Annotated in this window: 26 protein-coding genes and 3 pseudogenes; 11 read left to right on the top strand and 18 right to left on the bottom strand. The window is 62.7% G+C overall.

Features of this window, described 5'->3' with window-relative positions:
- Positions 1 to 53: 53 nt before the first annotated feature.
- From NMG46_RS25770 to cysS, 7 genes are read right to left on the bottom strand one after another with little or no spacing between them, the layout of a single operon-like run.
- Positions 54 to 593 (bottom strand): hypothetical protein, encoded by a 540-nt coding sequence (locus NMG46_RS25770; RefSeq protein WP_254820217.1) that lies wholly within the window; start codon positions 591 to 593, stop codon positions 54 to 56.
- A 4-nt stretch (positions 594 to 597) separates the two neighbouring features.
- Entirely contained in the window at positions 598 to 2,220 is a 1,623-nt protein-coding gene (gene cimA / locus NMG46_RS25765) for a citramalate synthase (RefSeq protein WP_254820216.1), read from the bottom strand.
- On the bottom strand, positions 2,217 to 3,173 hold the full coding sequence (pip, locus tag NMG46_RS25760) for a prolyl aminopeptidase (protein WP_254820215.1): 957 nt from the start codon (positions 3,171 to 3,173) through the stop codon (positions 2,217 to 2,219). Before pip ends, cimA begins: the two co-directional genes overlap by 4 nt.
- On the bottom strand, positions 3,170 to 3,646 hold the full coding sequence (locus NMG46_RS25755) for a GFA family protein (protein ID WP_254820214.1): 477 nt from the start codon (positions 3,644 to 3,646) through the stop codon (positions 3,170 to 3,172). Before NMG46_RS25755 ends, pip begins: the two co-directional genes overlap by 4 nt.
- Positions 3,643 to 4,134, bottom strand: a complete 492-nt coding sequence (locus NMG46_RS25750; RefSeq protein WP_254820213.1) for a GFA family protein — start codon at positions 4,132 to 4,134, stop codon at positions 3,643 to 3,645. The genes NMG46_RS25755 and NMG46_RS25750 overlap by 4 nt, the downstream gene beginning before the upstream one ends.
- 6 nt (positions 4,135 to 4,140) lie before the next feature.
- A complete protein-coding gene (locus NMG46_RS25745) occupies positions 4,141 to 4,527 on the bottom strand; it encodes a VOC family protein (RefSeq protein WP_254820212.1) in 387 nt (128 codons plus the stop codon).
- The gene (gene cysS, locus NMG46_RS25740; protein WP_254820211.1) at positions 4,524 to 5,993 is read right to left on the bottom strand and encodes a cysteine--tRNA ligase; all 1,470 of its coding nucleotides are present in this window, start codon (positions 5,991 to 5,993) and stop codon (positions 4,524 to 4,526) included. The genes NMG46_RS25745 and cysS overlap by 4 nt, the downstream gene beginning before the upstream one ends.
- 419 nt (positions 5,994 to 6,412) lie before the next feature.
- On the opposite strand from cysS, the gene NMG46_RS25735 reads away from it, so the two are divergent.
- On the top strand, positions 6,413 to 6,562 hold the full coding sequence (locus tag NMG46_RS25735; RefSeq protein WP_254820210.1) for a hypothetical protein: 150 nt from the start codon (positions 6,413 to 6,415) through the stop codon (positions 6,560 to 6,562).
- 57 nt (positions 6,563 to 6,619) lie between these two features.
- Here the strand turns inward: NMG46_RS25735 and NMG46_RS25730 are convergent.
- Positions 6,620 to 7,380, bottom strand: a pseudogene (locus NMG46_RS25730) (SOS response-associated peptidase).
- A 121-nt stretch (positions 7,381 to 7,501) separates the two neighbouring features.
- Between NMG46_RS25730 and NMG46_RS25725 the strand changes: the two are divergent.
- The 4 genes from NMG46_RS25725 to NMG46_RS25710 all read left to right on the top strand — a co-directional run bounded on the left by NMG46_RS25725 (position 7,502) and on the right by NMG46_RS25710 (position 9,869).
- Positions 7,502 to 7,927 carry an NUDIX hydrolase gene (locus NMG46_RS25725; RefSeq protein ID WP_254820209.1) on the top strand — a complete coding sequence of 142 codons (426 nt, stop codon included), beginning with the start codon at positions 7,502 to 7,504 and terminating at the stop codon, positions 7,925 to 7,927.
- Positions 7,928 to 7,975: 48 nt separating this feature from the next.
- Positions 7,976 to 8,353 carry a TIGR02301 family protein gene (locus NMG46_RS25720; protein WP_023677748.1) on the top strand — a complete coding sequence of 126 codons (378 nt, stop codon included), beginning with the start codon at positions 7,976 to 7,978 and terminating at the stop codon, positions 8,351 to 8,353.
- A 373-nt stretch (positions 8,354 to 8,726) separates the two neighbouring features.
- Positions 8,727 to 8,984 (top strand): hypothetical protein, encoded by a 258-nt coding sequence (locus NMG46_RS25715; RefSeq protein WP_008874920.1) that lies wholly within the window; start codon positions 8,727 to 8,729, stop codon positions 8,982 to 8,984.
- Positions 8,985 to 9,065: 81 nt separating this feature from the next.
- The gene (locus NMG46_RS25710) at positions 9,066 to 9,869 is read left to right on the top strand and encodes an alanine and proline-rich secreted protein Apa (protein WP_254820208.1); all 804 of its coding nucleotides are present in this window, start codon (positions 9,066 to 9,068) and stop codon (positions 9,867 to 9,869) included.
- Between the two features lie 33 nt (positions 9,870 to 9,902).
- Here NMG46_RS25710 and NMG46_RS25705 read toward each other — a convergent pair whose 3' ends face one another.
- Positions 9,903 to 11,234 (bottom strand): dihydroorotase, encoded by a 1,332-nt coding sequence (locus NMG46_RS25705; RefSeq protein ID WP_254820207.1) that lies wholly within the window; start codon positions 11,232 to 11,234, stop codon positions 9,903 to 9,905.
- Between the two features lie 83 nt (positions 11,235 to 11,317).
- On the opposite strand from NMG46_RS25705, the gene NMG46_RS25700 reads away from it, so the two are divergent.
- The 3 genes from NMG46_RS25700 to NMG46_RS25690 all read left to right on the top strand — a co-directional run bounded on the left by NMG46_RS25700 (position 11,318) and on the right by NMG46_RS25690 (position 15,013).
- Entirely contained in the window at positions 11,318 to 12,178 is an 861-nt protein-coding gene (locus NMG46_RS25700) for a folate-binding protein YgfZ (protein ID WP_254820206.1), read from the top strand.
- Positions 12,178 to 12,810, top strand: coding sequence for an HD family hydrolase (locus tag NMG46_RS25695; RefSeq protein WP_023677753.1), 633 nt, complete (start codon positions 12,178 to 12,180; stop codon positions 12,808 to 12,810). Before NMG46_RS25700 ends, NMG46_RS25695 begins: the two co-directional genes overlap by 1 nt.
- 64 nt (positions 12,811 to 12,874) lie before the next feature.
- The gene (locus tag NMG46_RS25690) at positions 12,875 to 15,013 is read left to right on the top strand and encodes a bifunctional diguanylate cyclase/phosphodiesterase (RefSeq protein WP_254820205.1); all 2,139 of its coding nucleotides are present in this window, start codon (positions 12,875 to 12,877) and stop codon (positions 15,011 to 15,013) included.
- 129 nt (positions 15,014 to 15,142) lie between these two features.
- On the opposite strand, the gene NMG46_RS25685 is transcribed toward NMG46_RS25690, so the two are convergent.
- From NMG46_RS25685 to NMG46_RS25645, 9 genes and pseudogenes are all read right to left on the bottom strand, one after another.
- Positions 15,143 to 15,415 carry a DUF3303 domain-containing protein gene (locus tag NMG46_RS25685; protein ID WP_254820204.1) on the bottom strand — a complete coding sequence of 91 codons (273 nt, stop codon included), beginning with the start codon at positions 15,413 to 15,415 and terminating at the stop codon, positions 15,143 to 15,145.
- A 22-nt stretch (positions 15,416 to 15,437) separates the two neighbouring features.
- A complete protein-coding gene (locus tag NMG46_RS25680; RefSeq protein WP_254820203.1) occupies positions 15,438 to 16,901 on the bottom strand; it encodes a RimK family protein in 1,464 nt (487 codons plus the stop codon).
- On the bottom strand, positions 16,898 to 18,004 hold the full coding sequence (locus NMG46_RS25675; protein ID WP_254820202.1) for a peptidase C39 family protein: 1,107 nt from the start codon (positions 18,002 to 18,004) through the stop codon (positions 16,898 to 16,900). Before NMG46_RS25675 ends, NMG46_RS25680 begins: the two co-directional genes overlap by 4 nt.
- Before the next feature lie 208 nt (positions 18,005 to 18,212).
- On the bottom strand, positions 18,213 to 19,004 hold the full coding sequence (locus NMG46_RS25670) for an anti-sigma factor (RefSeq protein ID WP_254820201.1): 792 nt from the start codon (positions 19,002 to 19,004) through the stop codon (positions 18,213 to 18,215).
- Positions 19,001 to 19,519: a sigma-70 family RNA polymerase sigma factor gene (locus NMG46_RS25665; RefSeq protein ID WP_254820200.1), complete on the bottom strand. Its 519-nt coding sequence runs from the start codon at positions 19,517 to 19,519 to the stop codon at positions 19,001 to 19,003. The genes NMG46_RS25670 and NMG46_RS25665 overlap by 4 nt, the downstream gene beginning before the upstream one ends.
- A 152-nt stretch (positions 19,520 to 19,671) precedes the next feature.
- Positions 19,672 to 22,386 carry a DUF2339 domain-containing protein gene (locus NMG46_RS25660; RefSeq protein ID WP_254820199.1) on the bottom strand — a complete coding sequence of 905 codons (2,715 nt, stop codon included), beginning with the start codon at positions 22,384 to 22,386 and terminating at the stop codon, positions 19,672 to 19,674.
- A gap of 84 nt (positions 22,387 to 22,470) precedes the next feature.
- Positions 22,471 to 22,623: a hypothetical protein gene (locus NMG46_RS25655; protein ID WP_254820198.1), complete on the bottom strand. Its 153-nt coding sequence runs from the start codon at positions 22,621 to 22,623 to the stop codon at positions 22,471 to 22,473.
- Positions 22,624 to 22,636: 13 nt separating this feature from the next.
- Positions 22,637 to 23,422: a DNA repair protein RecO gene (recO, locus tag NMG46_RS25650; protein WP_254820197.1), complete on the bottom strand. Its 786-nt coding sequence runs from the start codon at positions 23,420 to 23,422 to the stop codon at positions 22,637 to 22,639.
- A 115-nt stretch (positions 23,423 to 23,537) separates the two neighbouring features.
- A pseudogene (locus tag NMG46_RS25645) lies at positions 23,538 to 23,944 on the bottom strand (porin); the annotation flags it as partial.
- Positions 23,945 to 24,229: 285 nt separating this feature from the next.
- Here NMG46_RS25645 and NMG46_RS25640 point away from each other — a divergent pair.
- The 3 genes and pseudogenes from NMG46_RS25640 to NMG46_RS25630 all read left to right on the top strand — a co-directional run bounded on the left by NMG46_RS25640 (position 24,230) and on the right by NMG46_RS25630 (position 26,653).
- Positions 24,230 to 25,033 (top strand): CPBP family intramembrane glutamic endopeptidase, encoded by an 804-nt coding sequence (locus tag NMG46_RS25640; RefSeq protein WP_254820196.1) that lies wholly within the window; start codon positions 24,230 to 24,232, stop codon positions 25,031 to 25,033.
- 107 nt (positions 25,034 to 25,140) lie between these two features.
- Positions 25,141 to 25,374, top strand: a pseudogene (locus NMG46_RS25635) (transcriptional regulator); the annotation flags it as partial.
- Positions 25,375 to 25,537: 163 nt separating this feature from the next.
- A complete protein-coding gene (locus NMG46_RS25630) occupies positions 25,538 to 26,653 on the top strand; it encodes an adenylate cyclase (protein ID WP_254820247.1) in 1,116 nt (371 codons plus the stop codon).
- Positions 26,654 to 26,663: the final 10 nt, after the last annotated feature.

Raw genomic sequence — 26,663 nt, 5'->3', positions numbered from 1 at the left:
CAATCGCGCCGTGTACGAGAGGGTAAAAGGCCCAACCAACACGACATGCGGTCTCAAGGCTGAGCTGGTTTCTCGTTAAGTTCGAAAAAGACGCTGTCGGGCGAACCCTCATCGTGCCTGAAGCCCGTCAGCTCTGCCGCAAGATCGAGGGGAAGGTCAAAAACAAAATCGACCTCGGAACCCTTGGTATCTTCTTCATCCTGTTTGGAAAAACACTGCTGCTTCAGCGCTTCGAAAGAAGCGGGGAGATCACCCGTGACATGCAAGTCCCTCACAGTCTTGTCACCGCTGTGCCAGACTTTCCAAATGTTCCTTCCGTTGCGCCAGAGCTCGGCGCGGCCGAACATGACATGCTCTTCTATGTGCGCGATAACCACTTCCCGCCCTTGCGAGATCGCCGCCAGATATTGTTGAGGTGGGTTTGGGAAGCTGCAGGGATCCAGAATGATAATCGCCCAGTTCTTTTCGCTGGCATAGGCATTCACTGGCGCTTCGAAAATCTCCGATGAATCGCCAATTTCGCGCCCGAACAAGGCCGCAGCTTCCTTTATTTCATAACCACGAAAACCAAGCCAGCTTATCGAGAAGCCCATCTCCCTACTCCGCCGCCACCAGTCCCGCCATCTCCCGGTTCTTCATCAGCTTGTAGACGATCGAATCCATCAGCGCCTGGAACGAAGCATCGATGATGTTTTCGGAGACGCCGACCGTCCACCAGCGCGCGCCGGTGCCGTCATGCGATTCGATCAGCACGCGGGTGATCGCCTCGGTGCCGCCATTGAGGATGCGCACCTTGAAGTCGGCCAGCTCGAGATCGGCGATCTCGCTCTGGAATTTGCCGAGATCCTTGCGCAGCGCAATGTCGAGCGCGTTGACCGGGCCATGGCCTTCGGCGACCGACATCTTCTCCTCGCCCTCGACCAGTACTTTCACAATCGCCTCCGAGACCGTCTTCAGCTGGCCGTTGGCGTCGAAGCGGCGCTCGACCATGCAGCGGAACGAGGTGACGCGGAAGAATTCCGGCAGGCCATGCAGCATCTTGCGCGCCAGAAGCTCGAAGCTGGCGTCGGCGCCTTCGTAAGCGTAACCCTCCGCCTCACGTTCCTTGACCACGGCGATCAGAGCGTCGAGGCGACGGTCATCCCGGGGCACGTCGATGCCGCGCCGCTTCAGCTCGGCGAGGAAATTGGCCTTCCCACCTTGGTCCGAAACCATGACGCGGCGGCGGTTGCCGACAGTCTCTGGCGGCACATGCTCGTAGGTCGCCGGCTCCTTGGCCAGCGCCGAGGCATGGATGCCGGCCTTGGTGGCGAAAGCGGAGGCGCCGACATAGGGCGCCTGCGCTTCGGGCGCGCGGTTCAGCAACTCGTCGAAGGCGCGGGACAGACGCGATACACCGGTCAACGCCTCTGCCGAAATGCCTGTAGCAAAGCGGCCCGAAAAGGCCGGCTTCAGCGCCAATGTCGGCACGATCGAGATCAGATTGGCGTTGCCGCAGCGCTCGCCGATGCCATTCAGCGTGCCCTGGATCTGGCGCACGCCGGCCTCCACGGCGGCAAGCGAATTCGCCACCGCCTGGCCGGTGTCGTCATGGGCGTGGATGCCGAGATGGTCGCCCGGTATGCCGGCGGCGACCACCTTTTCGACGATGGCGCGCACCTCAGAGGGCTGGGTGCCGCCATTGGTGTCGCACAGAACCACCCAGCGCGCGCCGGCTTCATAAGCCGTTCTGGCGCAGGCCAGCGCATAATCGGGGTTGGCCTTAAAGCCATCGAAGAAATGCTCGCAGTCGACCATCGCCTCCTTGCCGGCAGTGAGCGCCGCCTCGACCGAGGTCTTGATCGCCTCGAGGTTCTCCTCATTGGTGCAGCCGAGCGCGACGCGGACGTGGTAGTCCCAGCTCTTGGCGACGAAGCAGATGGCATCAGATTTGGATTGGATCAGCGTCGTGAGGCCGGGGTCGTTCGAAGCCGACACGCCTGCCCGCTTGGTCATGCCGAAGGCAACGAATTTGGCATCGGCCGTGCGGCGCTCGGCAAAGAAGGCGGTGTCGGTTGGATTGGCGCCGGGGTAGCCGCCCTCGACGTAGTCGATGCCGAACGCGTCCAGCAGCTTGGCGATGGCGATCTTGTCCTCGACGGAAAAGTCGATACCCGGCGTCTGCTGACCATCGCGCAGCGTGGTGTCGAACAGATAAAGGCGCTCGCGAGCCATGGTCATTTCCCGGCAAACATGTCCGTTGCGCGGATCAGCCTGTCGAGGATGCCCGGCTCCGAATAGGCGTGGCCGGCGCCTTCGATCAGATGGAAGTCCGCTTTCGGCCACGCCTTGTGCAGCGCCCAGGCATAGCGCGCCGGGCACGGCATGTCGTAGCGGCCGTGAACGATGGTACCCGGGATATCCTTAAGCTTCCATGCATCGCGCAGCAGCTGTCCCTCTTCCAGCCAGCCGGCATGGACGAAATAGTGGTTCTCGATGCGGGCGAAAGCCAGGGCATAATCATCCTGGCCGAAGGGACCGCTGGTTTCCGGTTCCGGCAGCAGCGTGATCGTCTCGCCCTCCCACAGGCTCCAAGCGCGGGCGGCCTCGACCCGCGCCACAGGATCGTTGCCGACCAGCCGTTTGCGGTAGGCGGCCATCATGTCGGCGCGCTCAGCCTCCGGAATGGGTGCCAAAAACCGCTCCCACTTGTCGGGGAACATCTCCGAGACGCCGAACTGGTAGTACCATTCGAGTTCGGCGCGGGTCAGCGTGTAGATGCCGCGCACGACCAGTTCGCTGACCTGCTCGGGGTGGGTCTCGGCATAGGCCAGCGCCAGCGTCGAACCCCACGAGCCGCCGAACACCAGCCATTTGTCGAAGCCGCACATTTTTCGGAGGCGCTCGATGTCGGCGACCAGGTGCCAGGTGGTGTTGGCTTCGAGCGAGGCATTGGGCGTCGATTTTCCGCAGCCGCGCTGGTCGAACAGAACGAGGTCGTAGAGCTTCGGGTCGAACAGCAGCCGGTGCTTTGGAGAAATGGTGCCGCCCGGCCCGCCATGCAGGAAGACAGCCGGTTTGGCCCCCTTGGTGCCGGAGCGCTCCCAATAGACCTGATGGCCATCGCCAACGTCGAGCATGCCGGACTCGAAAGCCTCGATCTCGGGATAGAGGGTACGGAATTCGCTGCTCATAATTTCAGGCCCTGCTGCGGCCAGTTGGCCGTCTCGTGATCGGGATGCTGGAAGGAGATGATGGATTCCTGTCGCGCGTAGAAATCCGGGTCGTCGTGGATCGGTGCGTCGAAGATCGTCTCGACCCAAGGCAGCCTGGCGGCGTAGTTGACCTGGATCTGCGGCGCCAGATCGGAACGGTCGTCGAAGGCGCCGATGGCGATCTCCAGCGCGCCGGGCTGGCGGTAGGTCAGCGGTGTGCCGCAGCGGGCGCAGAAGCCGCGATCGATGTTGACCGACGACTGAAAGTAACTCGGCTCCTCGCGCACCCATTCGAGGCCGTCGCTCGGCACTGTCACCAGCGCGCCGAAAAACGACCCGAACTGTTTCTGGCACATGCGGCAATGACAAATGGACGGGCGACCGAGCGCCCCGTGGATGCGGAAGCGCACGGCGCCGCACTGGCAGCCGCCGGTACGAACGGTTTCGGTCATGATTTTTCCTCCGGCGGCCATTGTTCGGTGTCGTGGTCGGGATGTTGGTAGGAGACGAGGTCGGCGAGATAGGAGGCAGACGAGACGTCGGCCATCGTTTCCTCACCGGGCAATTCGTGAACATGATCCACATAGGGGAGCTTGGCTTCGACACCCCATTGGATCGTCGGCGCAATCTCCTCGGGGTGGTCGAATACGGCGATGGCGAGCGCCACGCCATCGGGCGCTTCGAAGGTCAGCGGCGTACCGCATTCGGCGCAGAAACCGCGCAAAGCCGCGTTGGACGAGCGGAAGCGTTTGGGCTCGCCGCGCGTCCAGTCCAGCCTGGCGCCGCGCACCGAGACCAGCGGCAGGTAGAAATTGCCGCTCGCCTTCTGGCACATGCGGCAATGGCAGACGGAAGCATCGCCGAGCGTGCCTTCGACGCGGAAGCGCACGGCGCCGCACTGGCAGCCGCCTGTATACACCGGTCTGTTGTCGAGGCTCATCGCGCACTACTCCGGAGCATGGCAGACCGCCTCGACATTGTTGCCGTCGGGATCGAGGACGAAGGCGCCATAATAGTTCGGATGGTAGTGCGGGCGCAGGCCAGGCCCACCATTGTCTTTGCCGCCGGCGGCGATTGCGGCAGCGTGAAAGGCATCGACCTCGGCGCGGCTGCGCGCGGTGAAAGCGACATGCTGATGATGCTTCGACTTGTCCTTGCCGGCGTGCAGCCAAAACACCGGCCGGTCGCGGCCGTAGCCGCCGACCTTGGCGCCGCCGGTATATTCCTGCGGCACCATGTAAAGCAGCGAGGCGCCGAGCGGCGCCATCGCCCTGTCGTAAAAAGCCTTAGACGCGTCGAAATCCGAAACGGTGATGCCGAGATGATCGATCATCTTTTTACCTCCCAGGTGATGATGCGTTGGCCGGTGACGGGGTCCTTGCCGTCCTTCAACTGGATGCCTTGCGTCAGCAACTCGTCGCGGATGCGGTCGGCGTCGGCCCAGTTCTTGGCGGCGATCAACGTGAGGCGTTGGGCGATCGCCTTGGCAACGGCGTCTTCATCCACCTTGGCTGTTGTGACGTCGAAGCCGAGGAACAACAGCGATGCCTTCAGTGAAGCGGCAGCATCGTTGTCTTCGGCGGCAGCGTTGCCGTTACCAGCGTTGAAATCAACGGCATCGCCAGCCAACTGCGTCAGCAACTGGAATGCGGCATAGGTGGCAAGGTCATCCGACAGCGCTTCGATCACATCCGCCGGCACCGGCTTTGCCGTCGGCGGCGCCAGATCGGCCGCTCGCTTCCATTTGCGCAACGTATTCTCCGCCTCTTCCAGCTTGCGCACGGAAAAGTCAATCGGCTCGCGATAATGCGTCATCAGCATCGCCAGCCTGAGCACCTCGCCCGGCCATTTGCGGCCGCCAAAGGTATCCGTCTCCAGCAATTCGGTGATCGAATAGAAATTGCCCAGGCTCTTGGACATCTTCTGCCCTTCGACCTGCAGGAAACCGTTGTGCATCCAAACCTTGGCCATCGTTTCGGTGCCGTGGGCGCAACGCGATTGCGCGATCTCGTTCTCGTGGTGCGGAAAGATCAGGTCGAGACCACCGCCATGGATGTCGAACACCTCGCCGAGATAGGCGGCCGACATCGCCGAGCACTCGATGTGCCAGCCCGGCCGACCCCTGCCCCACGGGCTGTCCCAGCCCGGCTCCTCGGGCGAAGACAATTTCCACAGCACGAAATCCTGCGGGTTCTTCTTGTGCGCGTCGACGGCGACGCGGGCGCCGGCCTGCTGCTCATCGAGATTGCGCTTCGACAACTGCCCATAATCCGGCATGGAAGCGGTGTCGAACAAGACTTCTCCAGCCGCGACATAGGCATGGCCGCGTTCGATCAAGCGTTGAATCAAGAAGATCATGTCGACTTTGCCGTCGGGCCTGGGCTCGACGAACTCGGTGGCGCGCGGCTCGACCGTCGGTTCCAGGCAACCGAGCGCCGCAACGTCCTTGTGGAACTGACCGGCGGTCTTTTCGGTGACCCGCCTGATCGCTTCGTTCAACGACAGCTTGCCCGATGCAATTTCGCCGCCGAAATCGCGCAGCGCGCGAGCGTTGATCTTGTCGTCGACGTCCGTAATGTTGCGGACATAGGTGACGTTCGCTTGCCCGTAGAGATGGCGTAGCAAACGGAACAGCACGTCGAAGACGATCACCGGCCGCGCATTGCCGATATGGGCGAAGTCATAGACCGTCGGGCCGCAGACATACATGCGCACGTTGCGCGGATCGATCGGGAAGAAATCCTCCTTGCTCCGCGTTAGCGTGTTGTAGAGGCGCAGGCTCTTCGATGCGTCAGACATACGTGCGTTCCCGGTGTGTTACTTTGGTTGAGCATGATCTTTCGGGATCGTGCTCTGGATGAAGCCAGTTACGCCGAGGCGCAAATCGGGCTCCAGCCTGCTGGCCGGGGCGTTTGTCCAATCTTGGAGGAGATGAGGCGAAAACGTCCAGGACCAGCGCGAGGCTAGCCGATAATGCAAATGCCACAAATGGCGAAAGGCGTTTTCATGGCCGGCTTTATCGCCTTGCCCGGTGTTGCCGTCAAGTCGCTACCTTCGCCAAAAATATCGTTGGATCACAGGAAATGCGGCACTGAAACATTTTATTAAACATGTCGGCACTGTCATGAAACATTCGCCGGCTAGATCAGCAAGCGTCACGATTTGGTCGGATTCGGCCAGCAAACGCAGACACGAAGACGTTACTAGGGAAGAGAAGAATGCCCAAGCAGGAACCCAGCCGTGCCAAGCAACCGGCGCTCGCCAGCTATTACCGAGCGATCGGTCCGGCAGCAATCGTCGCCGCTCTTCTGCACACCGCGAAGAAGAAGAAGCCGGCACAGAAGATCGTCTCGCCGCGCGCTGCCTGAGAATGCGGTCGGGTGAAGATTGAGGCGCTCACGGCGAGCCAGTAACAGTAGCTTTTGCTAAAATAAACTCATCTGATTGTCGTTCGCGCCGGAGTTCTGGCGCTTGACCTTCTCGGGCTCAGCTCGATGACGCCCTTCTCCTGAATCTCCGACCCGGTATTGGCGACCTTATTGACGAGGTCGGAAACCGGGATCGCTTCGAAGAAATCGGGCTGGGCGGGTCTCAGCAGATCGGCCACGTCGCGCGGCTCGAGCGTGCGGCAATCCAGCCAGCGTGCGAAATCCTCGGGATGGATCACTACCGGCATGCGGTCGTGGATATGCGCAGTATCGGCATTGGCGTGGGCGGTCAGAATGGCGCCGGTGTCCATTTCCGAGCCGCCCGGCTCGGCATAGGTCTCAATCAGCCCGGCGAAGGCGACAAGCCCGCCCTGTCTTGGCCGCACCCAATAGGGCTGCCCTCTTCTGCCACCGGTCTGGTGCCATTCGTAGAATCCCGAAGCCGGCACCAGGGCGCGGCGATGGCGCATGGCAGCGCGAAACGACACCTTTTCCGAAGCCCCCTCGGAACGCGCGTTGAACAGCAGCGGGAAGTTACGCGTATCCTTCACCCAAGCAGGGATCAGGCCCCAGCGCACCAGAATCGAGCGGCGGTCGGGCAGGTTCGAGCCCGGCGCCTGCGTCAATCCGGCGAGCGCCATCAGCACCGGCTGCGTCGGCGCGATATTGTAGCGGGCCGGAAACTCCTCAAGTTCCGCCAGGCCGAGAAAGGCAGCGGTCTGGTCCGGAGTGGCTGTCAAAGCAAAGCGTCCGCACATGAATTCAGCTTTCGATTGGTGGCGTATGAAAGTGGCCATGGAACCTGCCTTTCGCAACCGCTAAAGCTGTTCGCCGACGGTCGGTCCACAACGGGCTGTGCCAATCGAGCGATCCGGAGCCATGGAAGCACGCAAGATCATTCCGGCAGTCTCGGCCTGCGTCGTGCGCGAGAACACGGTGCTGCTGGTCAAGCGGGCCAGGCCGCCCTCGCAAGGCCTCTATGCCTTTCCCGGCGGCAAGGTCGAAGCCGGCGAGACGCTGGAACAGGCAGCACGGCGCGAATTGCTGGAAGAGACCGGATTGCAGGCGCGCAGCTACCGGCCGCTGCGGGAAATCCACATCGACGGCAGCGGGGACGGACATCCGGTCGACTACTGGCTGACGGTGTTTGGGGCCGATTATGCCGGCGGCGAGGCGGTTGCCAGCGACGACGCCGAAACCGCGGCTTTCTATACGCTGGCCGAAATGATGGCGATGCCGCTCGCCGATGCAGTGTTTGAAATTGCCGACGATCTACTCGGTCCCAAAAAAGACGGCGAGACGTGAGCCAGAGAATCGCCTTGCAGGCGACAAATTGTTCCAGCACAAAGCCTCATGAGCCGCACGTCTTCGTTTCTCGCCGCATGCCTCGCCGTCAGTGTGGTTGTCGGTGCGCGCCCGGCGATTGCCGCCGAAGCACCGTTCGAGCCCGGGCTGATGCGGCTGGCGGAAGTGCTCGGCTCGCTGCATTTCCTGCGTAATCTGTGTGGCGAGAAGGGCGATCGGTGGCGAGCCGAGATGGAAAAACTGATCGCATCGGAAAATCCGAACCCGGAGCGGCGCGCCCGCTTCATCGCCAGCTTCAACCGCGGCTACCGGTCGTTCGGCGGCACTTATACGCAATGCACGGCCTCGGCGACGGAAGCCATCAGCCGCTACATGAAGGAAGGCGAGACGCTGTCTCGCGACATCGCTTCGCGCTACGGAAACTGACGACGGCAGCCGCCTTCCGGAAAAGCCGCATCAAGGGTCGGCGCCGTCGCGGCGGACGCGTTCGACACTTCCCCGCTTGCCTCGACTGAGGTCTTGGTGCAAACCTAATGTTGCACTTTTGCAACTATGTTAACGAAACGTTAGCGCGCAGATGTGAAATTAACTCAAACTGAAGGTTTCCGTCCCCTTGGCCGACCTAATCGGCTAAGTTTGAAACGGATCGGATGCAGGTTTGCTAGACGCGACGGAATTTGTAGACAGCGACCAAAAAAATGTCGCATTTACAGATACTTACTTGCGCCTGCGTGTAAAAGGGACAACTCAAGCTTGATCCCTGTCCAACGGATCACCGCTTGAAAGGGTGGACATCGCAATGGAACATGGCGTCAACGACATCGACGCGCTGGTCAGGGAAGAAAAGCGCCTGACTGCCGTGGAAAGCCACAGCGAAGCCTGGGCAGAAGGATTGTCGGCGGGGATCGAGCCGGAAATCATCGCCGAGGCAGCCCTCGAAACGGCATTCGGCGAAATGCTGCGCGCCAATGGCGAGACCTCGGCGCTTGCCCTGCTCGATCGCATGCGTGAAAAGGTGATTGCCGGGGCCTTCGAGCCCGAAAGACTGCGGCACTGATTCCCGGTTCTTTGACGACGGCGCGCCGCCGGACATCATGTCCGGGCACATGGATGGGCTGGAACCAGGGAGTAGCAGGCGGTGAATTTTTCGATATCAGGCAAGCCACGCGGCCTGGTCCTCGGCATTTGGCTTACTGCTTCCTGCGCCACAATTCCCCTTGCACTGTTTCTTGCGAGCAGTCCCGCTCACGCCCTCAGCGAGATCAAACGCGAAGACCTGCCCTCGCCGGTCACGCCGCCGCCGGACGGCGACATGTCGCCGTCTGGAAGTACCGTGCCGATGCCCGGCCCGCTCGGCACGGTACCACCTCCAGCCCGCCAGCCGACTCCGTCCGACGAGCCAGAGCAAACCGAACCGAAAGAGCCAACGGACGATGGCGGGATGGCCAATCCGCATGTCGATCCGGACGCGCCTGTGCCCGAAGTCGTCTACGACCTGGCCAAGTTGCCGGAACCGGTCAGGCGCATGCACGATCTGATCGTCGAGGCGTGCAAAAGCGGCGACATCGAAAAGCTTCGGCCGCTGATCGGCACGGGAGACATGATGACCCAATTGTCGCTGGGTGACATCGAGGGCGACCCGATCGCCTTCCTGAAGGGCCTTTCGGGCGATACGGAAGGCCAGGAGATCCTCGCCATCCTGGAAGAGGTGCTCAGTGCCGGTTATGTCCATGTCGATGCCAGCACGCCGCAGGATCTCTATGTCTGGCCCTATTTCTTCGCCCTGCCGCTGGACAAACTCGATGCCAGGCAGCGGGTCGAGCTGTTCAAGATCGTCACCGCCAGCGACTATGACGATATGAAGCAGTTCGGTGCGTACATCTTCTACCGAGTCGGCATCACGCCGACCGGACAATGGACGTTCTTCGTTGCTGGGGATTGAGTGGTTTAGCCTGGCCCTTATGAGGCAGGGAGCTTAGCCCGCCAACGCCTCGCAAAACTCCACCGCCCTGCCCTGGCTCGGCGCGACGATCTCGCCTTCCCACATCACGCGCCGGCCGCGAACGATGGTGCCGACCGGCCAGCCGGTCACCTGCCTGCCGTCATAAGGCGTCCAGCCGGCCTTGGAGCCTTGCTGGGCGTTGGCGATGGTCTCGCGGCGCTTCAGATCGACGATGGTCAGATCGGCATCGTAGCCGGCGGCAATGCGGCCTTTCCTGGCGATGCCGAAAATACGCTGCGGGCCGTGGCTGGTCAGGTCGACAAATCGCTGCAGCGTCAGCCGGCCGGCGTTGACATGGTCCAGCATGATCGGCACCAAAGTCTGCACCCCGGTCATGCCGGACGGCGACGCCGGATAAGGTTTTGCCTTCTCGGCCAGCGTGTGCGGCGCATGGTCGGAGCCGAGGACATCGACAACGCCTTGCGCAATGCCCTGCCAGATCCCCTCGCGATGGCGCGTGGCGCGCACCGGCGGGTTCATCTGGATCAACGTACCGAGCTGCGCATAGTCATCGGCGCTCAGCGTCAAATGATGCGGCGTCGCCTCGCAGGTCGCGACATCCTTGTACTGTTCGAGGAAGCCTATCTCCTCGGCGGTCGAGATGTGCAGCACATGGATCCGGGCGCGAACCTGGCGCGCGATGCGCACAAGGCGCTCCGTGCAGCGCAATGCAGCGATCTCGTCGCGCCACACCGGATGTGAGGACGGATCGCCCCCGATGCGCTCGCCAAGCCGCTCGCGCAGCCGGAACTCGTCCTCGGAATGAAAGGCGGCGCGGCGGCGTGTGTTCCTCAGGATCGAGGCAACGCCTTCGTCGTCCTCGACCAGCAGGTCGCCGGTGGACGAGCCCATGAACACTTTTATGCCGGCCGCACCCGGCAGCCGCTCGAGATTGCCAACGTCTTTTGCATTGTCGCGGGTCCCGCCGACCCAGAAGGCAAAGTCGCAATGCATGCGGCCGGTGGCACGCCGCACCTTGTCGACAAGGGTTGCCTCGCTGGTGGTCAGCGGATTGGTGTTCGGCATCTCGAAGACGGCGGTGACGCCGCCAAGCACCGCTGCGCGGGAGCCCGTCTCCAAATCTTCCTTGTGCTCCAGTCCCGGCTCGCGGAAATGCACCTGACTGTCGACGACGCCCGGCAGGATATGGAGCCCGTGGCAGTCGATCGTCTCGCCCGCCGATGCCTGGCGGAGGTCGCCGATGGCAGCGATGCGCCCACCATTGATACCGACGTCGCGAAAACCCTCGCCGTCGTGATTGACCACGGTGCCGCCTGTCAGGATGAGATCGTAGAGGGGGGCCATGCGGATCCGGTCTCTTGCGGGGGAAGTGCCAGCGGCTTACGTAATGACCGATAGTTTTGCAAGATCAGGCTCGTTTTCCCACCATGCCCTTTGCCTCGCTCAGAGATCGCGCACTCGTTTCCGTGTCCGGACCGGATGCCGAGCACTTTTTGCAGAACATCCTGACCACCGACCTAGACGCGCTCGGCCGCGGCGAAGCAAAGCCCGGCGCCTTACTGACGCCGCAAGGCAAGATCCTTTTCGACTTCCTGATCTCGCGCGCCGGCGAAAATACTTTCCGGCTCGAATGCCGTGCTGAGACCATCGATGACTTCATGCGCCGGCTGACGCTCTACAAGTTGCGCGCCAAAGTCGAAATTGCCAAGGCAGATCAGTCGGTTGTGACCGTCGTATGGGAAAGCGATTCAACTGCCTCGCAATTTGAATCCGCACCGTTTGCCGATGCGCGGTTTGTCGATGCTATCGTCACGCGCTTCTATAGTGGCGCCGCAGACAGCGGCGACCTTGCCGCATGGCAAGCCTTTCGCATCGCCAATGGCATTGCCGAAAGCGGCAGCGACTATCAGCTCGGCGACGCGTTTCCGCATGATGTGCTGCTCGACGAGATCGGTGGCGTCGGCTTCAAGAAAGGCTGCTACGTCGGCCAGGAGGTCGTCTCGCGCATGCAGCATCGCGGCACTGCCAGGCGCCGGGTGTTGATCGTCTCGGCCGAACGCCCCCTGCCCACTTCGCGCGCAGAGCTGGCCGTGGCGGGGCGACCAGTCGGCACGCTTGGCTCTACCGCCGGCACGACAGGCCTTGCCATTGCCCGCATCGACCGGGTCAAGGCAGCGCTCGACGCCGGCCTGCCGATCCTGGCTGACGACGTCGCCGTGTCGCTCGCCATCCCGTCCTGGGCGAAGTTCAGCTTTCCGCAGGAAGCCGTCGGCGCGGAGGACGCCTGATGGCGGCCGACCGCGCCGGGGCGCCGCCGCGTGCCTGGCAACGTATGCTGTCCGGCCGCCGGCTCGACCTGCTCGATCCTTCGCCGCTCGACATCGAGATCTCCGATATTGCCCATGGCCTTGCCCGCGTCGCACGCTGGAACGGCCAGACCAGAGGCGATCACGCCTTTTCGGTCGCCCAGCACTCGCTGCTGGTCGAAACGCTTGTCGGCGAACTGATGCCGGATGCCGACGCCGACGCGCGGTTGGCGGCGCTGCTGCATGACGCGCCGGAATACGTCATCGGCGATATGATTTCGCCGTTCAAATCCGTGATGGGCGGCAGCTACCGGGATTGCGAGATCAGGCTGCAGCGCGCCATCCATCTGCGCTTTTCATTGCCGGCCGAACTCGACGCGGGGCTGCGCAAGGAAATCAAGCGAGCGGATCAGATCGCCGCTTATTTCGAAGCAACGCTGCTTGCGGGTTTTTCGACGGCAGAGGCGACCGAGTTCTTCGGCAGGCCGCGCGGTTTCAACGCCGAGCGCTTCGATGTCACGCCGCGCTCGGTGACCTGGGCGCAGAATGCCTTTCTCAAACGGTTTGCGGCAATCGAAAAGTCGCGACGCCAGACTGCCGTTCCAGCCGGCTGAAAACGGTAAATTAACCGGCAGGGACAACAGTGCCGTGGTTAACCATGGTCCATAGGCTTGCCTCATGCCCGTTGCCGGTATCAAGGCTGGTTCATCCGTCCGCCGACGGAGGGCCAAAGGCGTTGGTCTGCCGCGACGGATCGAAGACGAGCTACGCGAACAGAACGAGCGTTTTTCGGCAGCGATCGAGAACATGTCGCACGGCCTGTGCATGTTCGATGCCGATGAGCGGATGATCATCTGCAACAGGAACTACATCAGCATCTTTCGCCTCGACGCCGAAGTGGTGCGGCCCGGCATCCGGTTTTTCGACATCCTCCAGCACAGCGTGGATATCGGCATCGCCTCGCAAAGCGCCGAGCAACTCTATGCCATCCGCAAGCCCTATATCGACCAGGCAAAACCTTCCACCTATGAGGAAACGCTTGCAGACGGGCGCATCGTCAACATTTCGCACCGGCCGCTGGCGTCAGGTGGCTGGGTCTCGATCTACGAGGACATCACCGAGCAACGGCGCGCCGAGCAGGAGTTGAAAGAGCAGCACCGCCGTTTCGACGCAGCACTTGCCAACATGTCGCAAGGCCTTTTGATGTACGATGCGGACGGCAAGCTGATCGTGCGCAACGAACGTTTCCTGGAACTTTATCATGTCAGGCCCGCCGACTTCCCGCTTGGCATGAGCCACCGTGATGCGTTCAAGCGGCTGCTGGAACTGGGCATTTATACAAAGCTCGACCCCGACAGCGAAATCTCGCAAATCGAAGCCTGCCTGCGGGCGGGGAAAACACACGTAACGCATCGTCATCTCGCCGACGGCAGGACGCTGCTGGTTGCGCGCCGGCCGATGAGCGGCGGCGGCTGGGTCGCGACGTTCGACGATGTCACCGAGCGCAGGCGTGTGGAAGAGCGCATGACCCATCTTGCGCACCACGACACACTGACCAACCTGCCCAATCGCTCGATGCTTCGCGAACGGCTCGACCAAGCCCTGAGCGAGACGAGAGACGGATCGCTGGCGATATTCTCGCTCGACCTCGATCACTTCAAGGCAGTCAATGATACTTGGGGTCACCCCGCCGGCGACTGGCTGCTGAAATGCGTGGCCGAACGGCTGCAACGGTGCCTGCGCAATGAAACGGACGTTGTCTCCCGCTTCGGCGGCGACGAATTCGTCATAATCCTGTTCAATCTCAAAAGCCCGGGCGACGCGGAAAAGCTGGCCAAACGCATCGTCGAGATCATCGGAAAGCCGTTTCGCGACAAAAGACACGACATGCGTGTCGGCATCAGTCTCGGCATCGCGCTGTTTCCAAATGACGGCAAGGACGCCGAGACTTTGCTGAAAAACGCCGATATGGCGCTCTATCGGGCAAAGAGCGAAGGGCGCAACCTCTACCGCTTCTTCGAACCGGCCATGGACGCGATGGTGCGGGCCCGCCGGGCGCTCGAAATCGATCTCAGGGCAGCGCTGTCGCGCCGCGAATTCGAGCTGGATTTCCAGCCGATCATGAACATCGCCTCCGGCGAAATCGTCGGTGCCGAAGCCTTGATGCGCTGGCGATCGCCGGTGCGCGGCCTGGTGCGGCCGGACGACTTCATTCCGGCCGCCGAGGAGACCGGGCTGATCGTGCCGCTCGGAGAATGGGCGCTGCGAAAAGCCTGCACGACCGCGGCAGGCTGGGCGGCTTGGCGCATCGCAGTCAATGTCTCCGCCGTGCAGATCAAAAGCGGTACCTTTGCCCGCAGCGTCATTTCGGCACTGGCGTTCTCGGGCGTGCCGGCCAACCGACTTGAACTGGAAATCACCGAAACGGTGCTGATGGACGAGAGCGATCTGGTGCTCAAGACACTCAGGCAGCTACGCGATCTGGGCGTCCGCATCGCGCTGGACGATTTCGGCACCGGCTATTCCTCGCTGGGCTACCTCAGGCGCTTTCCCGTCGACAAGATCAAGATCGATCGCTCGTTCACCCGTGACATCGACAGTCGCGATACCGCGGCGATCGTGCGCACCATCATCGGGCTTGGCGCACAGCTGGGCATCACCGTCACCGCCGAAGGTGTCGAGACCGAAGCGCAGCTTGAATTCCTGCAAAAGGAGGGTTGTGTCGAGGCCCAGGGCTATTTGATCGGCGTGCCGTCAAAGGCGTCGGACATCAATCGGCTGCTGAGGTCGAGCGCGACGATCCGGCAGTCCGGCTAAGTGCGACAGTCTCGCGGAAGCGCGGGCAACCGGCTTGGATCTCCTTGAGATGACGCTCGATTCGCGTGTTAATTCCTTGATAGAGAAGGCGGAATTCAGGTGTGGCGAACCAGGAGGTTCCTTGCCGGGTCAGAGGTGCCCGCTCAATGCCTCAACCATATCCTTGTTCGTCGCCACAGGAACAATCTCGAATTCGACCAGATCGGCCCATTCGATGACCCACCGCTGCAGGAGCGTGATGTCATCGGCCTCCACCAGCAGGAAGCAGCGGCTCATATCCGCTGCGATCCAGCTGTGGTGCACGAGAAGCGCGTCCGGCTTCAGGCGGCCCTGGTCGCGGAAACGGCGGTAGATCTCCTTGCGGTCGCAGCCGCGAAAATCCTCGGTTACGAAGAACAGCATCTTTTTCCCCTCAGTTCGGATATTATCGCCCCGGCCGGTCCAGCCGCTCCAGGAACCACTGCGTCAGCCGCACCCAGACCTCGTCCTTTTCGCCAGAGTCTTCCCAGCCGTGGTCGAGGTTGGGGTTGTCGTTGACCTCGATGACGAAGACGCCGTCCCTGGTTTCCTTGAGGTCGACGCCGTAGAGGCCGTCGCCGATGCAACGCGCCGCGCTCACCGCCGTCTCGACGACATGGGCCGGCGCTTCCTTCAGGGTGAAGGTCTTGATGCCGCCCTGATCGGGCTTGCCGTTGGCCTTATGATTGACGATCTGCCAATGTTTCTTGGCCATCAGATAATGGACGGCAAACAAGGGTTGGCCGCCGAGGACACCGACGCGCCAGTCATATTCCGTCGGAATGAATTTTTGCGCGATCAGGAGGTCGGAATCCTCCAGCCATTCGGTTGCAAGCGACTTCAACTCTTCGAAAGTGCCGCATTTCTTGACGCCGCGCGAAAACGAGGAGTCCGGGATCTTCAGCACCAGCGGGAAGCCCAGCGTCTGCGCCGCAAGTTCCAGGTCCGAGGTGCCGGCTATCATCACCGTTGGCGGCACCGGTACCTTGTTGTAGGTCATCAGCTCGTTGAGATAGACCTTGTTGGTGCAGCGGATCATCGACAGCGGATCGTCGATGACCGGCATGCCTTCCTGCTGGGCGCGGCGGGCAAAGCGGTAGGTGTGGTTGGAGATCGAGGTGGTCTCGCGGATGAACAGCGCGTCGTAGTTGGCGAGCTTGGCCAGATCCCGCTTGGTGATCGGCTCGATTTCGACGCCCATCTTTTCAGCGATCTTGGCCCAGTGGCGCAGCGACGAAATCTCCGACGGTGGCAGTTCCTCATGCGGATCGACCAGAGTGGCGAAAGTGTAGCGCGCCGGCGTGCGGCCCTTGGTGTCGCGCCACTCGCGGTTGGTGTAGGTCTCCAGGCACTGGAGAAAGTGCGTTTCCTCGTCCTCGGTCATCCTGGCCAGGGGATGGAACCCGATCTTGCGGATCGAGGCCCATTCGGCGCTGTCCCTGATGTGGACCTCGAGCGCCGGGGCACGGAACCAGTCGAACAGAAGTTTTGCGAAGCGGTCCCAGATCCTGGATGGTCCGATGCCGAAGAAGATGCAGACCTTCTGGGGAAAAGCGCCACCCAGGTCCTTGCGGCACTTGTTGAGTGCGAGTTCGAGTTCCGGCAACGCGTGCTCATAGAGCTTGCGCTCCGACAGGTCGATCATCGTTTCGACCGTCGGGATGACCTTATGGCCGCGCGAACCAGCAAGCAGCGACGCGTAATAGCCGCGGCTCTGGTAGCCGTAATTGTTCGACAGGTTGATGACCTTCGGCCGCTGACCGCGAAACAGTGCCGGATGGGCAAGGTAGTCGCGATTGGTGATGATCTTGTGCGGCGTCGCCACTTGGTCGAGATCGTTCTGCCGGCCGGTAAGGATGACCCAGGTCATTGGCTATCGCGCTTTCCGAGAGTGATGGCGGCGCGCAATCCGTCGCGGCCGAATTGCGCCATGTTCATGAAGATGCCGTAAGGCACGGGAATGTTGGCAGCATCGAGGATCGTCTCCTGCCGCTCGTCCTCGACCCAGGGGTCGTGGATCAGGATATGATCGCCGTCGTCACCGATGGCCAATACCCAGTGCGGAACCTTCTTGCCGAACATCAGGAAGCCGCTGATCAGGACCAGCACCAGTTTTCCCTCTGCGATCGCGGTGCGAATGTCGTCAAGCCCGAATGAACGGTAATTCACCGGGATGCTGTAAAGTTCCGCGCGGCGGCGAAAGTCGACCTGCGCCAGCTCCATGACGCGGCGCTTGTCCTCGCTGCGCACCGACTGCAGGAACAGCGCGCCGTAGAAGGAGACATAGATCTCAGCAGCAAGCCCGCTCTCATAGCCGGCGACAGCAAGCCCGAACGGTTCGCAGCCGCCCGGCCCCGACATCATGAAAACGGTCGTCGCCTCACGCCACAGCCTGATTTCCATCACTGGATCCGGCACGAATCCGGGGCCGAAGTAAGCCATCGCCATCATCAGGCAGCATGGTCCGCAAGTGAATTCGCAAGTTTGCTGATAAAACGGCACTTCGGTGGCCACCGGAATGTCGCCGCGCAAGGTCTTTTCATAGCGCAGCGCCGTGGCGCCATCCTCGTAATAGTCCGGCTCGCGGCCGATCTTGCGGTAGCCGCTCTGCTCGTAGATCTGGATCGCGCGCGGGTTGTCCTCGCGGACTTCCAAACGAAGCATCATGCGGCCGTGCTCGAAAGCGGCGGCCTCGGCCTCTTCCAGCAGCAGCCGGCCAACGCCACGGCCGCCGAAAAATGGACCAACGGCGATCGAATAAAGCCTCGCGACGCCGCTGCCCTTGCGAAACAGCACGACTGCATAGCCGGCGACGCGGCCATCGCTTTCGCCAACCAGCAGCTCGGCGGTGTCTCGTTCGATCAGTTGGCGAAAGGAGCGGCGAGAAATGCGATCGCTCGAGAAAACGGCTTTTTCGATGGCGGCGAGGTCATCGACGTCGGACGCGCGGGCCTTGCGAATCTCGGCAGGCATGCGGGCTCAGAAAACCTCGATTGGGTTGTGGAAACGGCCCTAGTTTAAACATCGGTCACACCAGCCGAAGTGCCAGCATTAAGCAAGCGCTATCGCACCTCGATTAGGGCCGAATTGTGACAGTTTTGACTGCAGGCAGGTCGCGCAAAGGCTTTGAACGACCTCCGTGTTTAGGCATCGGCGCGGCTTCGGAAGAGCGAGAGCCTGCTCAGCTTTGCAAGCCCGCCAAAAGCTGGCCATAGGCGCTCTTGGCCACTGCGGCCAGTTGCTCGCGCGGCAGCGAGCCGACGACGGCGCAGCCATAACCCTTGTCCAGCCAATAGACTGCCTCAGGACCATCGTCCTCCCCATAGGTGCCCTTGGCCTTGGCTGCCGATTCTGCGGTGACGAAGAGCGATATGCGCTCGCCCTTGACGTCCTCGTAAAGCAGCATCGCGGCCTTGCCCTGGCCGGCGGGCAGCAGCCGGCCACCGACCAGTTGGAATCCTTGCGCGGCCAGATCCGGCGCGACGAGCTTCAGACCCACCTGGTTCGACAACCAGCTCTGCAAATGATCCTTGTCGCTTGCCGGCACTTCCACCGCATGCCGCGTTTCGGCGGCATAGATGACGTGGGCGGCGATCGCCTCTTCGGCAAGCTGGTCCTCGGCGGTATTTTCCAGGCCGAGGCGGCCGATGCCGGCAAGGTAGCCGCCAGCACCGCCAATCGCCAGGATGGCGGCAGCGGCGGCCGCAAGCCACCAACGCGAGCGCGACGGCGATACTCTGACCACCGGCGCCTCGCCAAGCACCACCTTGCTCAACCGCACCGGCACGGGTTCGTCCAGCACGCCATTAAAGGCTGTGCGCAACGCTTCCCGGTCGGCGGCGTAGCGTGCGCTCTTGGCCTTCATCTCGGCATTGGCCTCGAGCCATGCCTCATAGGCCGTCCGCTCGTCGCCCGGCAACTCGCCATCGAGAGCCATGTGGATGTCGCGTTCGGAGAAATCGCGCCGGCTCATTTCTCAACGATCCTTATCGAGCGGCGGCGCGCGGTATCATCCAGCAGCGCTCGCAGTTCGTCACGCCCGCGCGCGATGCGCGACATCAAAGTGCCAGCGGGCACTCCAAGGATGTTGGCGGCTTCAGCATAGGAAAACCCTTCGATGGCGACCATCACAAGTGCCGCGCGCCGGTCAGGGCTGATCGCCTGCAGCGCGTCGACGATCTCGCGCGAGGCGATGCTCTCGACCTGCTCGGCGGGTGCTGCCTGCGCCTCGCTTGTCTCGAGCGGCAGCATCGCCGCCTCGCCGCGCCGGTTCACCTTGCGCATCTGGTCGATGAACAAATGGTGCATGATCGTAAACAGCCACCTCCTGGGGCTTTCTCCTGTCTGCCAATTGTCGAGCCGCACAAGCGCCCGCTCGAGACAATCCTGGACGAGATCGTCGGCGGAATCGCGGTCGCGCAACAGCGAGCGTGCATAGCGGCGCAGACGCGGTATTTCACCCAGGATTGCTGCCTTCTTTTCGTCCATGACCGCTGGTTCTGGAGCCCTGTCCGTGGTGATTGAACGCGCCTTTGCAGCGCGGCGCAAGCGGCCAGCGCGAAGCGGTCCGCCGCCCCGGTCACCCAAGCAACTGAATAACGCTGCCGGTGGCAGGTTTATTCCCGGCCAAATTGAAATCGTCAGCTATTGCTCGTCTCAAGCTTTGCTTTCGCCGCCCTTGTCAGCAAACGCTGATAGAACAGGCCGATGCCGATGAGCACCGCGCCGAGGCCGATGAAGGACAGCGCCCGCAACACGCCTTCCAGTTCCGACATGTCGAAGATGAAGACTTTGAGCACGGCGATCGAGATCAGCGCCGCCGACGCTATGCGCAGCACCTGGGACTTCAGCCAGACACCGGCGGTGAGCAGCACCACGCCGATGACCAGCCACAGTGCCGAATAGGTATAGGTCTCAAGCTGGCCGAGACCGCTCCACAGTCCGATGAACTCACCCTTGAACAGGCGCCTGACCGACAGCGTGGCATAGGCAAAAGCGAGCACCGCCGCCACCACCGCCAGCATCGCCGCATACCATTCCGGCCGCTTGTCACGGGAATAGAGTGCCAGTGCGCCTGCCGCGACCGCCGGCAAGAGGTAGGCGAGGAACAGAAGGTTGAACACCGGAATGCTGCCGGTCGATTCATCCGTCAGCAACGGGTTCAGCGCCAGAAAATGCTGGAGGACGATGAAGGCGACCGAGACCACGCCTGCTGCAATCGAGCCGTAACGCAGCACCTGACTTGGCGAGCGCATGTCGATAGCGACCAGGATGGCACCGGCACCGATGGCGATCAGCGTGTAGATCGCCTGTTCGGCAAGCGTCGCAGCAGCCGTATCGATGACGCCGCCATGCATGGCATGGCGCACCAGCATGGCGACGGTGAGCAGGCAAAACAGCGCCGCGCCGGCCTCCATGGCAAGGCGCGGTCGGCCGTTGGTAGTTCGGGCAAGCTGCCAGGCGGCAAAGCCGAAAGCGAGCGCCGGCACGCCATATCCAAGCAGCAGCCAGTTGAACACCGGCGTCTTCGACAGGAACTCGGCACCGACGATGGTCGGGTCGAAGGCAGCGCGACCAAGCACTGCAATCACCGCACCAACGGAAATCCAGCCAAGCACCGGATAGCTACGCCAGCGCGTCGCCAGCGCCGGCACGGCGGCGGCTGCTCCGAGCAGGATGGTTGTCCAGCCCGAACCAAAGGCCATGTGCAGCATCAGCAGGCCGGCAATTGCCGCCCCGCCGAGCGCGAAGGAGACGGCAGCGCCGCCGGTTAGCGGCGGCGCTTCGCCGCGTGCTATCCATTCGCCGCCGGCAGCGAAGACCCCGACCAATACGGCTGCGACCGCCGCATAAGCAAGGTCACGGTCGAGATTGCCGAAGGTAGACCAGAGCGCCAGCAGGATGACCAGTGGCGCGACAGCGCTCCAGGCCGCCCACGTGGCGGCGCGCAGCCAGCCATGGGCCGCAAAACGGCGCGCTGCCCAAAAGCCGATGCCGATGAAGACCAGGCCGAGAACGATGCCGACCCTGAGCATCAAGGCATCGGACGCCACAACCGGCATGCCGTCGACGCCAAGAGCGCCGCCCGAAAAATCGGAAGCGATCGTGGTCGGCGGAATGATGCCGAGATAGACCAGTACAGTCGCCAGTCCGGCGGCGTGCAGCAGTGCCAGCGCCCGCGGCCGATATCGCGCCACCGCCACCAGGGCTGCGACAAGGGCGGCACCCGGCAATGCACCGCGGATCGCGGCGAAGGCCGGATCGACGAACAGGGCCAGCGCCGAAAGCCCGACGAAGAAGCCCGGCGCGATCGACGGCCAATCGAAGCCGCTGCCGGCGACCGCTTCGTCGCGGCGGCCAAGCCAGACGAAGGCGAGCACGGCCAGTGTCACCCCGTCGATAAAAAGGATGACGGAAAGGTTCGTCCCCGGTGCTTCGGTCATGTAGAAGATGGTCCAGATGCCGGTGGCGACGAAGGCAGCGGCCATCAAAGGCCTCCAGTCGCGGATACGGGCGATGACGCCGGTGGCGACGAGCACGATCGCCAGATAGCCGAACAGCGCCCACGGATTGGGCGCCTGCGAGGCGACCAGCAGCGGCGTCACCATGGCACCGAGCAGGCCGACGCCGGCCAGCGCCTGACCGTGGACCAGGCTTGCCGCGATCGTCGCCACCCCGATGGCGCCGAGCAGCGTGAAAGCGAGCGTCGGGCCGATGAAGCCGTAAATGCTGTACGCGGCGTAGACGGTACCGAACAGGATGAAGGCGCCTGCCGCCGCCAGGATTGCCGGGATATAGGCACCGGCGGCACCTTGCACCGGCACCCTGAAGCCGGTGCGCCGGATGAACTCGCCGCCGGCGACCAGCACCAGCCCGAGTGCCGCCGCCATGGCGAGCCGCACGCGCGGCCCGAAAATGCCGGCCTCGATGGTGTAGCGGATCAGGAACAGGCCGCCCAGCGCCAGCGCGATGCCGCCGACCCAGACCGCCCAGCGAGTACCGAGAGCCGTTTCGACGTCGGACTGGCGAGCTGGCTTCGCCGCGGCCGCCGGTAGCGCCGACTCCGGCGCGGATGGCGCCGCGGTATCGGCCTCGGCCTCTGTGGCTGATGCGACCGCTGCGGTCCCTGGCGATGCCAGGTCGGCTGCGGCCGCAAGCGGTATTGCGGCATCCGCCGGTTTGCTGTCGTTTGCTGCCGGTTCCTTGGCTTGCGGCGGCAGCGCAGGCGTGCCCGAAAGCACAAGGCTGCGCAAGGCGCCAAGCTCGCGCTCGATCAGGCCGATACGGCTCTGCTGGCGTGAAATGATGACGAACAGCGCGATGATGGCGACGAGGCCAATCAGGCTTTCAAACATGGCGGTTCCCCCAAACCAGGCCAGTTGTCACTGACACTCAATGTTCAGTGACATTCAAATGCGGCGGCCAAACGGCCGGTCCATTCAACGTGCCACCAGATTGGCCGCCGGAAAGATCGAGCATGTTTCAGCGCCCAAAGCCAGCAGCTTGCCGTTGACATCCTTCAGCGCCGCTTCCGAAACCGCCAGCGTGCCGCCCTTGTGCCAAGGCCGAGCGGCGAAACGTTGCCGGGACAAGGTTCAACGTCGCTCATCTGGTGGTCTCCCCGGCGGTTTCTGCGGCGCTCGCCTTGCCGGATTCATGGCCGGGTGAATGATGCTTGCGCAAGGCGGCGAGAAACCCGGCGCGGGCGCCGGGAGGCTCGATGCCGCGCGGTTCGTAGACATGGCGGGTCAAAAAGAAGCCGGTCAGCCGGAAGGCGTCCTCGATCGCCGCCGGATCGGCGCGCAACCCGGAGCCGCGCTGCAGGAAGGCAGGCAGCGCCAGCATCTTGTCGCGCCACGGCGCGCCCGCCGCCCGCGACACGGCGCGGCCGGATTTCGGCGAGACATAGGCAAGGTCCTGCCTGGTGCCGGTCGCCGCACACTGGCTGAGATCGAGGCCGAAACCGAGTTCGTCGAGGACCAGCAGCTCGAAGCGGGCCACCAGCTCGCCGGCGGCATCGGCATCGTCGAGATGAGCGATCATCACCGCAAGCGTCTCGTAAAGGCCGCCATGGGCGTCACGCTCGGGCAGAAGACGCAAATGTGCGGCCATCGTCTGCAGGCCGTAGACGGCAACGGCGCTGTCCATCAACCGGGCGGCGTTCATCTCGATCGCCTCGACCTGGAAGGTGCCGAGATGCTCGTCGAGCCGCGCCCGCCACAACAGGTCGACGCGATTGCCGGGCTGCAAGACCGGCTGCTGTTTGCGCGAACGGCCGCCGCGCACGAGGCCGAGATGGCGGCCATGCACGCGCGTCATCACCTCGAGAATGGCGCTGGTTTCGCCATGCTTGCGGGTGCCCAGAATGATTCCCTCGTCGCGCCATTCCATGACGAGAGCTTGTCACCGGTTGGATGGCGAAATCAAGATGAGCGACTTATCCGCCGCAAACCAAAACGGCCCGTAGCGTATCGCTACGGGCCGTTTCTGCGAGATCGTCGTTTGATCAGAACGAGCGCCGGAAGCGGAAGATGCCGCCGATCGCGTCGGCATCGTCGGCATCCAAATTGTCGTAATAATCGACTTCGGCGGTGATCGTGTAGCCAGGAACGATGGTGTAGGCGACATTGGCCGCAACAGCGAAGTCTTTGTCGTCGGTATAGGAGAGCTGGGCGTTCAAAGAGGTCTTCTTGTGACGGCATAGCTGCCGCCGCCCCAGACGGCAAATTTGCCCGCCCACGGCTTATAGAAGTTCTTCGCGACGTTGTCGTCGCTGCCGTAGCCTGCCATCACGAACAGGGTCAGGTCAGTAATCGGCTTGACGTCGAGGCGAGCTTTGCCGGCCCATTCTTCCGACGTGCTATAGGCGCCGACCGCCGTGATCGCACCCCAGTCGCCCTTGCATTTGACGCCGCGAGGCAGGGTGTATGACGGAGAGACGACGAACGAGAACGCTGGACGACCGCAGTGTCGGCAGGCGTTCCAACCGGTCTGACTGGCCGGTTCTGCATGAGATATCGGAAATTTCTCAGAACCCGCTCAGGATTTCGGGTAGCGCCGGTGCCAATAAGAAACGGGTCGACCGAGGTGGTCGGCGCATAGCCTCCCGGAATGATTCGGCCGGCTGTTCAAGATGCAAATCGACCGATTGGGCAGCCCGGCGACCTCCCATTGTCGTCTGCCCGTGAGAGGCCCGACATGACTTCTTTCCTGCGCCTGGTGCGGCAGCATCAGTTGGCTGCCTTCTTTTCGTTGGCGCTTGCCCTGACCTGGTTTGCCTTCATCCCATTCTACCTGTCGAATGGCGATAGCATTCCCTGGTTTACCTTCGGCCCGATGGTGTCCGGATTCGTCATCGCAGCCCTTTCCGGAGGCTGGGCTTCGGTCAAGGCCATTCTCGCTTCCATGGTGAAGTGGCGGGTATCTCCGCTCTGGTATCTGGTGGCATTCGGCCTGCCATTGGGCACGCAGCTTGCCTCGATCCTGGTCAATCCGCTGTTCGGCTCGGCAATGCCGGCCTGGGGCAACATTCCAGCCGTCACTGAGATACTGCCGATCATCGCGCTCTATGCGGTCTTCAGCGGCCCGCTTGGTGAAGAGCCGGGATGGCGCGGCTTTGCGACACCGCGTCTGTTGACCAAGCATTCGGCGCTGGCCGGAAGCCTGATCCTCGGCGCGATCTGGGCGATCTGGCATTTTCCGCTCGGCCTGGTCGGCGATCTCAGCCTCTACGGCACGATCAACGTCGTGCTGGCGGCAGTGGTGTTCACCTGGCTCTATCAGAACACCGGCAGTGTGCTTCTCGCCATTCTGATGCATGTCACCCATCAGAACAGCGTGCGCTTCCTGGGCAAGGCGTTCATCGACGCCGACCATGTGCAGCAGCAATGGATCGGTGTTGCGATCTGGGCGGTGGCTGCGATCGCGATCGTTGCCGTCTACGGCACCGAGAGCTTCGTCCGCAGGCCGGCAACGCAGCCCGCCCTTGCTGGCGCCGTCTAATTTGCGGCGTCCAAATCCAAAGCGCCGCTTTCGGCGGCGACAGACCTTGACCCAGCCCTCCAGCCGTAGGCCAATACAGGCACGGCTTCAGGGAACGGGCCGTTTCGATGGCGGGTTCGGCCACTGACCAGGTTTTTCAGTTTGGCGGTTTCACGCTCGATCTGGGCAAAGGTACGCTCAGACGGGCCGAACAGCCGGCCTTCCTGCGGCCGAAAGCCTACGCATTGCTGACGCATCTCGCCCGCCACATCGGCCGTGTGGTGCCGAAGTCGGAATTGATGGATGCGGTCTGGCCGGGTGTTTTCGTCACCGAGGATTCGCTGACGCAGTCGATTCGCGAGATCCGCAAGGTGCTCGGCGAGGAAACGATACGGACCGTATCGAAGCGCGGCTACATGCTGATCCCTGAAATCGAGCCGGTGCCCGAACTCGGCGCCCAGCCGATCGTGGCGGTGCTCAGATTCCGCAATGACGGCGCCGATCCGGCCGGCGAAGCGATCGTCGATGGTATTGCCGAAGACATTTATCAATGGCCTCGCCCGCTTCGGCACGTTGACGGTGCTGGCGCGCAACTCGAGCTTCTCGTTTGCGTCCTATTCGCCTGGCGAATGGCCTGTCGTGCGTTCGTGCATCGGCGCCGACTATGTCGTCGAGGGCTCGGTGCGGCGGCAGGCAGACAGCATCGTCTGTGCGGTCAATCTCGTTGACGCAGCCAGCGCTTCCCAGCTCTGGGGCGATCGCTACCAGGCCGATTACGCCGGGCTGTCCGCCATCCAGCAGGAGATCGTCGAAAAGATCGTCGGCCGGCTGGTGGTTCGGATGAACAATGCCGGCCTGCAACGTGCCTCGCGGCAGCCGGTAGCCAGCCTCGCCGCCCATGAACTGGTGCTGCGCGGCGTCGCCTTGCTGCGCGATCCGGCGCAAAGCGAACTGAAACAAGCAGCAGCGTTTTTCGAGGCTGCTATCGTCAGGGACCCGGCCTATGGCCTCGCCTACACCTATCTGGCGCTGTCGCATGTGCTTAACAGCGAATTCGGACCGAGCAGCGACGCCGTGCTGACGAAGGCCCGCGACCTGGCCGACCGGGGCATCGCATTGTCGCCGGACCAGGCAACGGCACACCGCATCCAGTCGCTGGTGCGGCTCAATATGCGCGACCACGAGGCGGCCGAGCATCATTTGCGCATCGCGCTCGAGCTCAATCCGGGCGACGCAGACTGTATCGAGCAGATGGGGCATCTGTTGACGATGCGCGGCCGGCCGCTCGACGCGCTCGCCTGGCTGGCGCGCGCCATCCGCATCAACCCGCTGCATCCTCACTGGTATCAGTACGATCGCGCGCTCGCGCTATACATGCTGGGCGAATACCGCACGGCTGCCGAGGCGCTGGAGCTGGCGACGCGACCGACGCCGTGGATCCGCACCCGGCTTGCCGCCTGTTACGCTCAGTTCGGCGACATGCAGGCGGCAAGGCGCCAGGCTGCGCTGATCAACGCCGACGGCTCCGATTTCTCACCGCTCGACTATGCAAGAACGGGCATCCCGTTCGAAAACGCGTCCGACGCCGAGCATCTTGCCAACGGCGTGTCGTTGGCACTTGGGGACCGCTCAGAATCTTGAGACGACCAAC

The sequence above is a fragment of the Mesorhizobium sp. LMG 17147 genome (assembly GCF_024297145.1).
Lineage (GTDB): Bacteria > Pseudomonadota > Alphaproteobacteria > Rhizobiales > Rhizobiaceae > Mesorhizobium.
This window is presented reverse-complemented; position numbering and strand designations above follow the sequence as displayed.

Bases quoted from the DNA above. Each gene is read 5' to 3' on its own strand.
- NMG46_RS25685 (WP_254820204.1), bottom strand. From the start codon at position 15,415: ATGCTGTTCTTCGTAACCGAGGATTTTCGCGGCTGCGACCGCAAGGAG.
- NMG46_RS25720 (WP_023677748.1), top strand. From the start codon at position 7,976: ATGAGCCGCACGTCTTCGTTTCTCGCCGCATGCCTCGCCGTCAGTGTG.
- pip (WP_254820215.1), bottom strand. From the start codon at position 3,173: ATGAGCAGCGAATTCCGTACCCTCTATCCCGAGATCGAGGCTTTCGAG.
- NMG46_RS25700 (WP_254820206.1), top strand. From the start codon at position 11,318: ATGCCCTTTGCCTCGCTCAGAGATCGCGCACTCGTTTCCGTGTCCGGA.
- NMG46_RS25665 (WP_254820200.1), bottom strand. From the start codon at position 19,519: ATGGACGAAAAGAAGGCAGCAATCCTGGGTGAAATACCGCGTCTGCGC.
- cysS (WP_254820211.1), bottom strand. From the start codon at position 5,993: ATGTCTGACGCATCGAAGAGCCTGCGCCTCTACAACACGCTAACGCGG.
- NMG46_RS25725 (WP_254820209.1), top strand. From the start codon at position 7,502: ATGGAAGCACGCAAGATCATTCCGGCAGTCTCGGCCTGCGTCGTGCGC.
- cimA (WP_254820216.1), bottom strand. From the start codon at position 2,220: ATGACCATGGCTCGCGAGCGCCTTTATCTGTTCGACACCACGCTGCGC.
- recO (WP_254820197.1), bottom strand. From the start codon at position 23,422: ATGGAATGGCGCGACGAGGGAATCATTCTGGGCACCCGCAAGCATGGC.
- NMG46_RS25715 (WP_008874920.1), top strand. From the start codon at position 8,727: ATGGAACATGGCGTCAACGACATCGACGCGCTGGTCAGGGAAGAAAAG.
- NMG46_RS25755 (WP_254820214.1), bottom strand. From the start codon at position 3,646: ATGACCGAAACCGTTCGTACCGGCGGCTGCCAGTGCGGCGCCGTGCGC.
- NMG46_RS25660 (WP_254820199.1), bottom strand. From the start codon at position 22,386: ATGTTTGAAAGCCTGATTGGCCTCGTCGCCATCATCGCGCTGTTCGTC.
- NMG46_RS25670 (WP_254820201.1), bottom strand. From the start codon at position 19,004: ATGAGCCGGCGCGATTTCTCCGAACGCGACATCCACATGGCTCTCGAT.
- NMG46_RS25680 (WP_254820203.1), bottom strand. From the start codon at position 16,901: ATGACCTGGGTCATCCTTACCGGCCGGCAGAACGATCTCGACCAAGTG.
- NMG46_RS25675 (WP_254820202.1), bottom strand. From the start codon at position 18,004: ATGCCTGCCGAGATTCGCAAGGCCCGCGCGTCCGACGTCGATGACCTC.
- NMG46_RS25705 (WP_254820207.1), bottom strand. From the start codon at position 11,234: ATGGCCCCCCTCTACGATCTCATCCTGACAGGCGGCACCGTGGTCAAT.
- NMG46_RS25735 (WP_254820210.1), top strand. From the start codon at position 6,413: ATGCCCAAGCAGGAACCCAGCCGTGCCAAGCAACCGGCGCTCGCCAGC.
- NMG46_RS25770 (WP_254820217.1), bottom strand. From the start codon at position 593: ATGGGCTTCTCGATAAGCTGGCTTGGTTTTCGTGGTTATGAAATAAAG.
- NMG46_RS25640 (WP_254820196.1), top strand. From the start codon at position 24,230: ATGACTTCTTTCCTGCGCCTGGTGCGGCAGCATCAGTTGGCTGCCTTC.
- NMG46_RS25695 (WP_023677753.1), top strand. From the start codon at position 12,178: ATGGCGGCCGACCGCGCCGGGGCGCCGCCGCGTGCCTGGCAACGTATG.
- NMG46_RS25745 (WP_254820212.1), bottom strand. From the start codon at position 4,527: ATGATCGATCATCTCGGCATCACCGTTTCGGATTTCGACGCGTCTAAG.
- NMG46_RS25690 (WP_254820205.1), top strand. From the start codon at position 12,875: ATGCCCGTTGCCGGTATCAAGGCTGGTTCATCCGTCCGCCGACGGAGG.
- NMG46_RS25630 (WP_254820247.1), top strand. From the start codon at position 25,538: ATGGTATTGCCGAAGACATTTATCAATGGCCTCGCCCGCTTCGGCACG.
- NMG46_RS25750 (WP_254820213.1), bottom strand. From the start codon at position 4,134: ATGAGCCTCGACAACAGACCGGTGTATACAGGCGGCTGCCAGTGCGGC.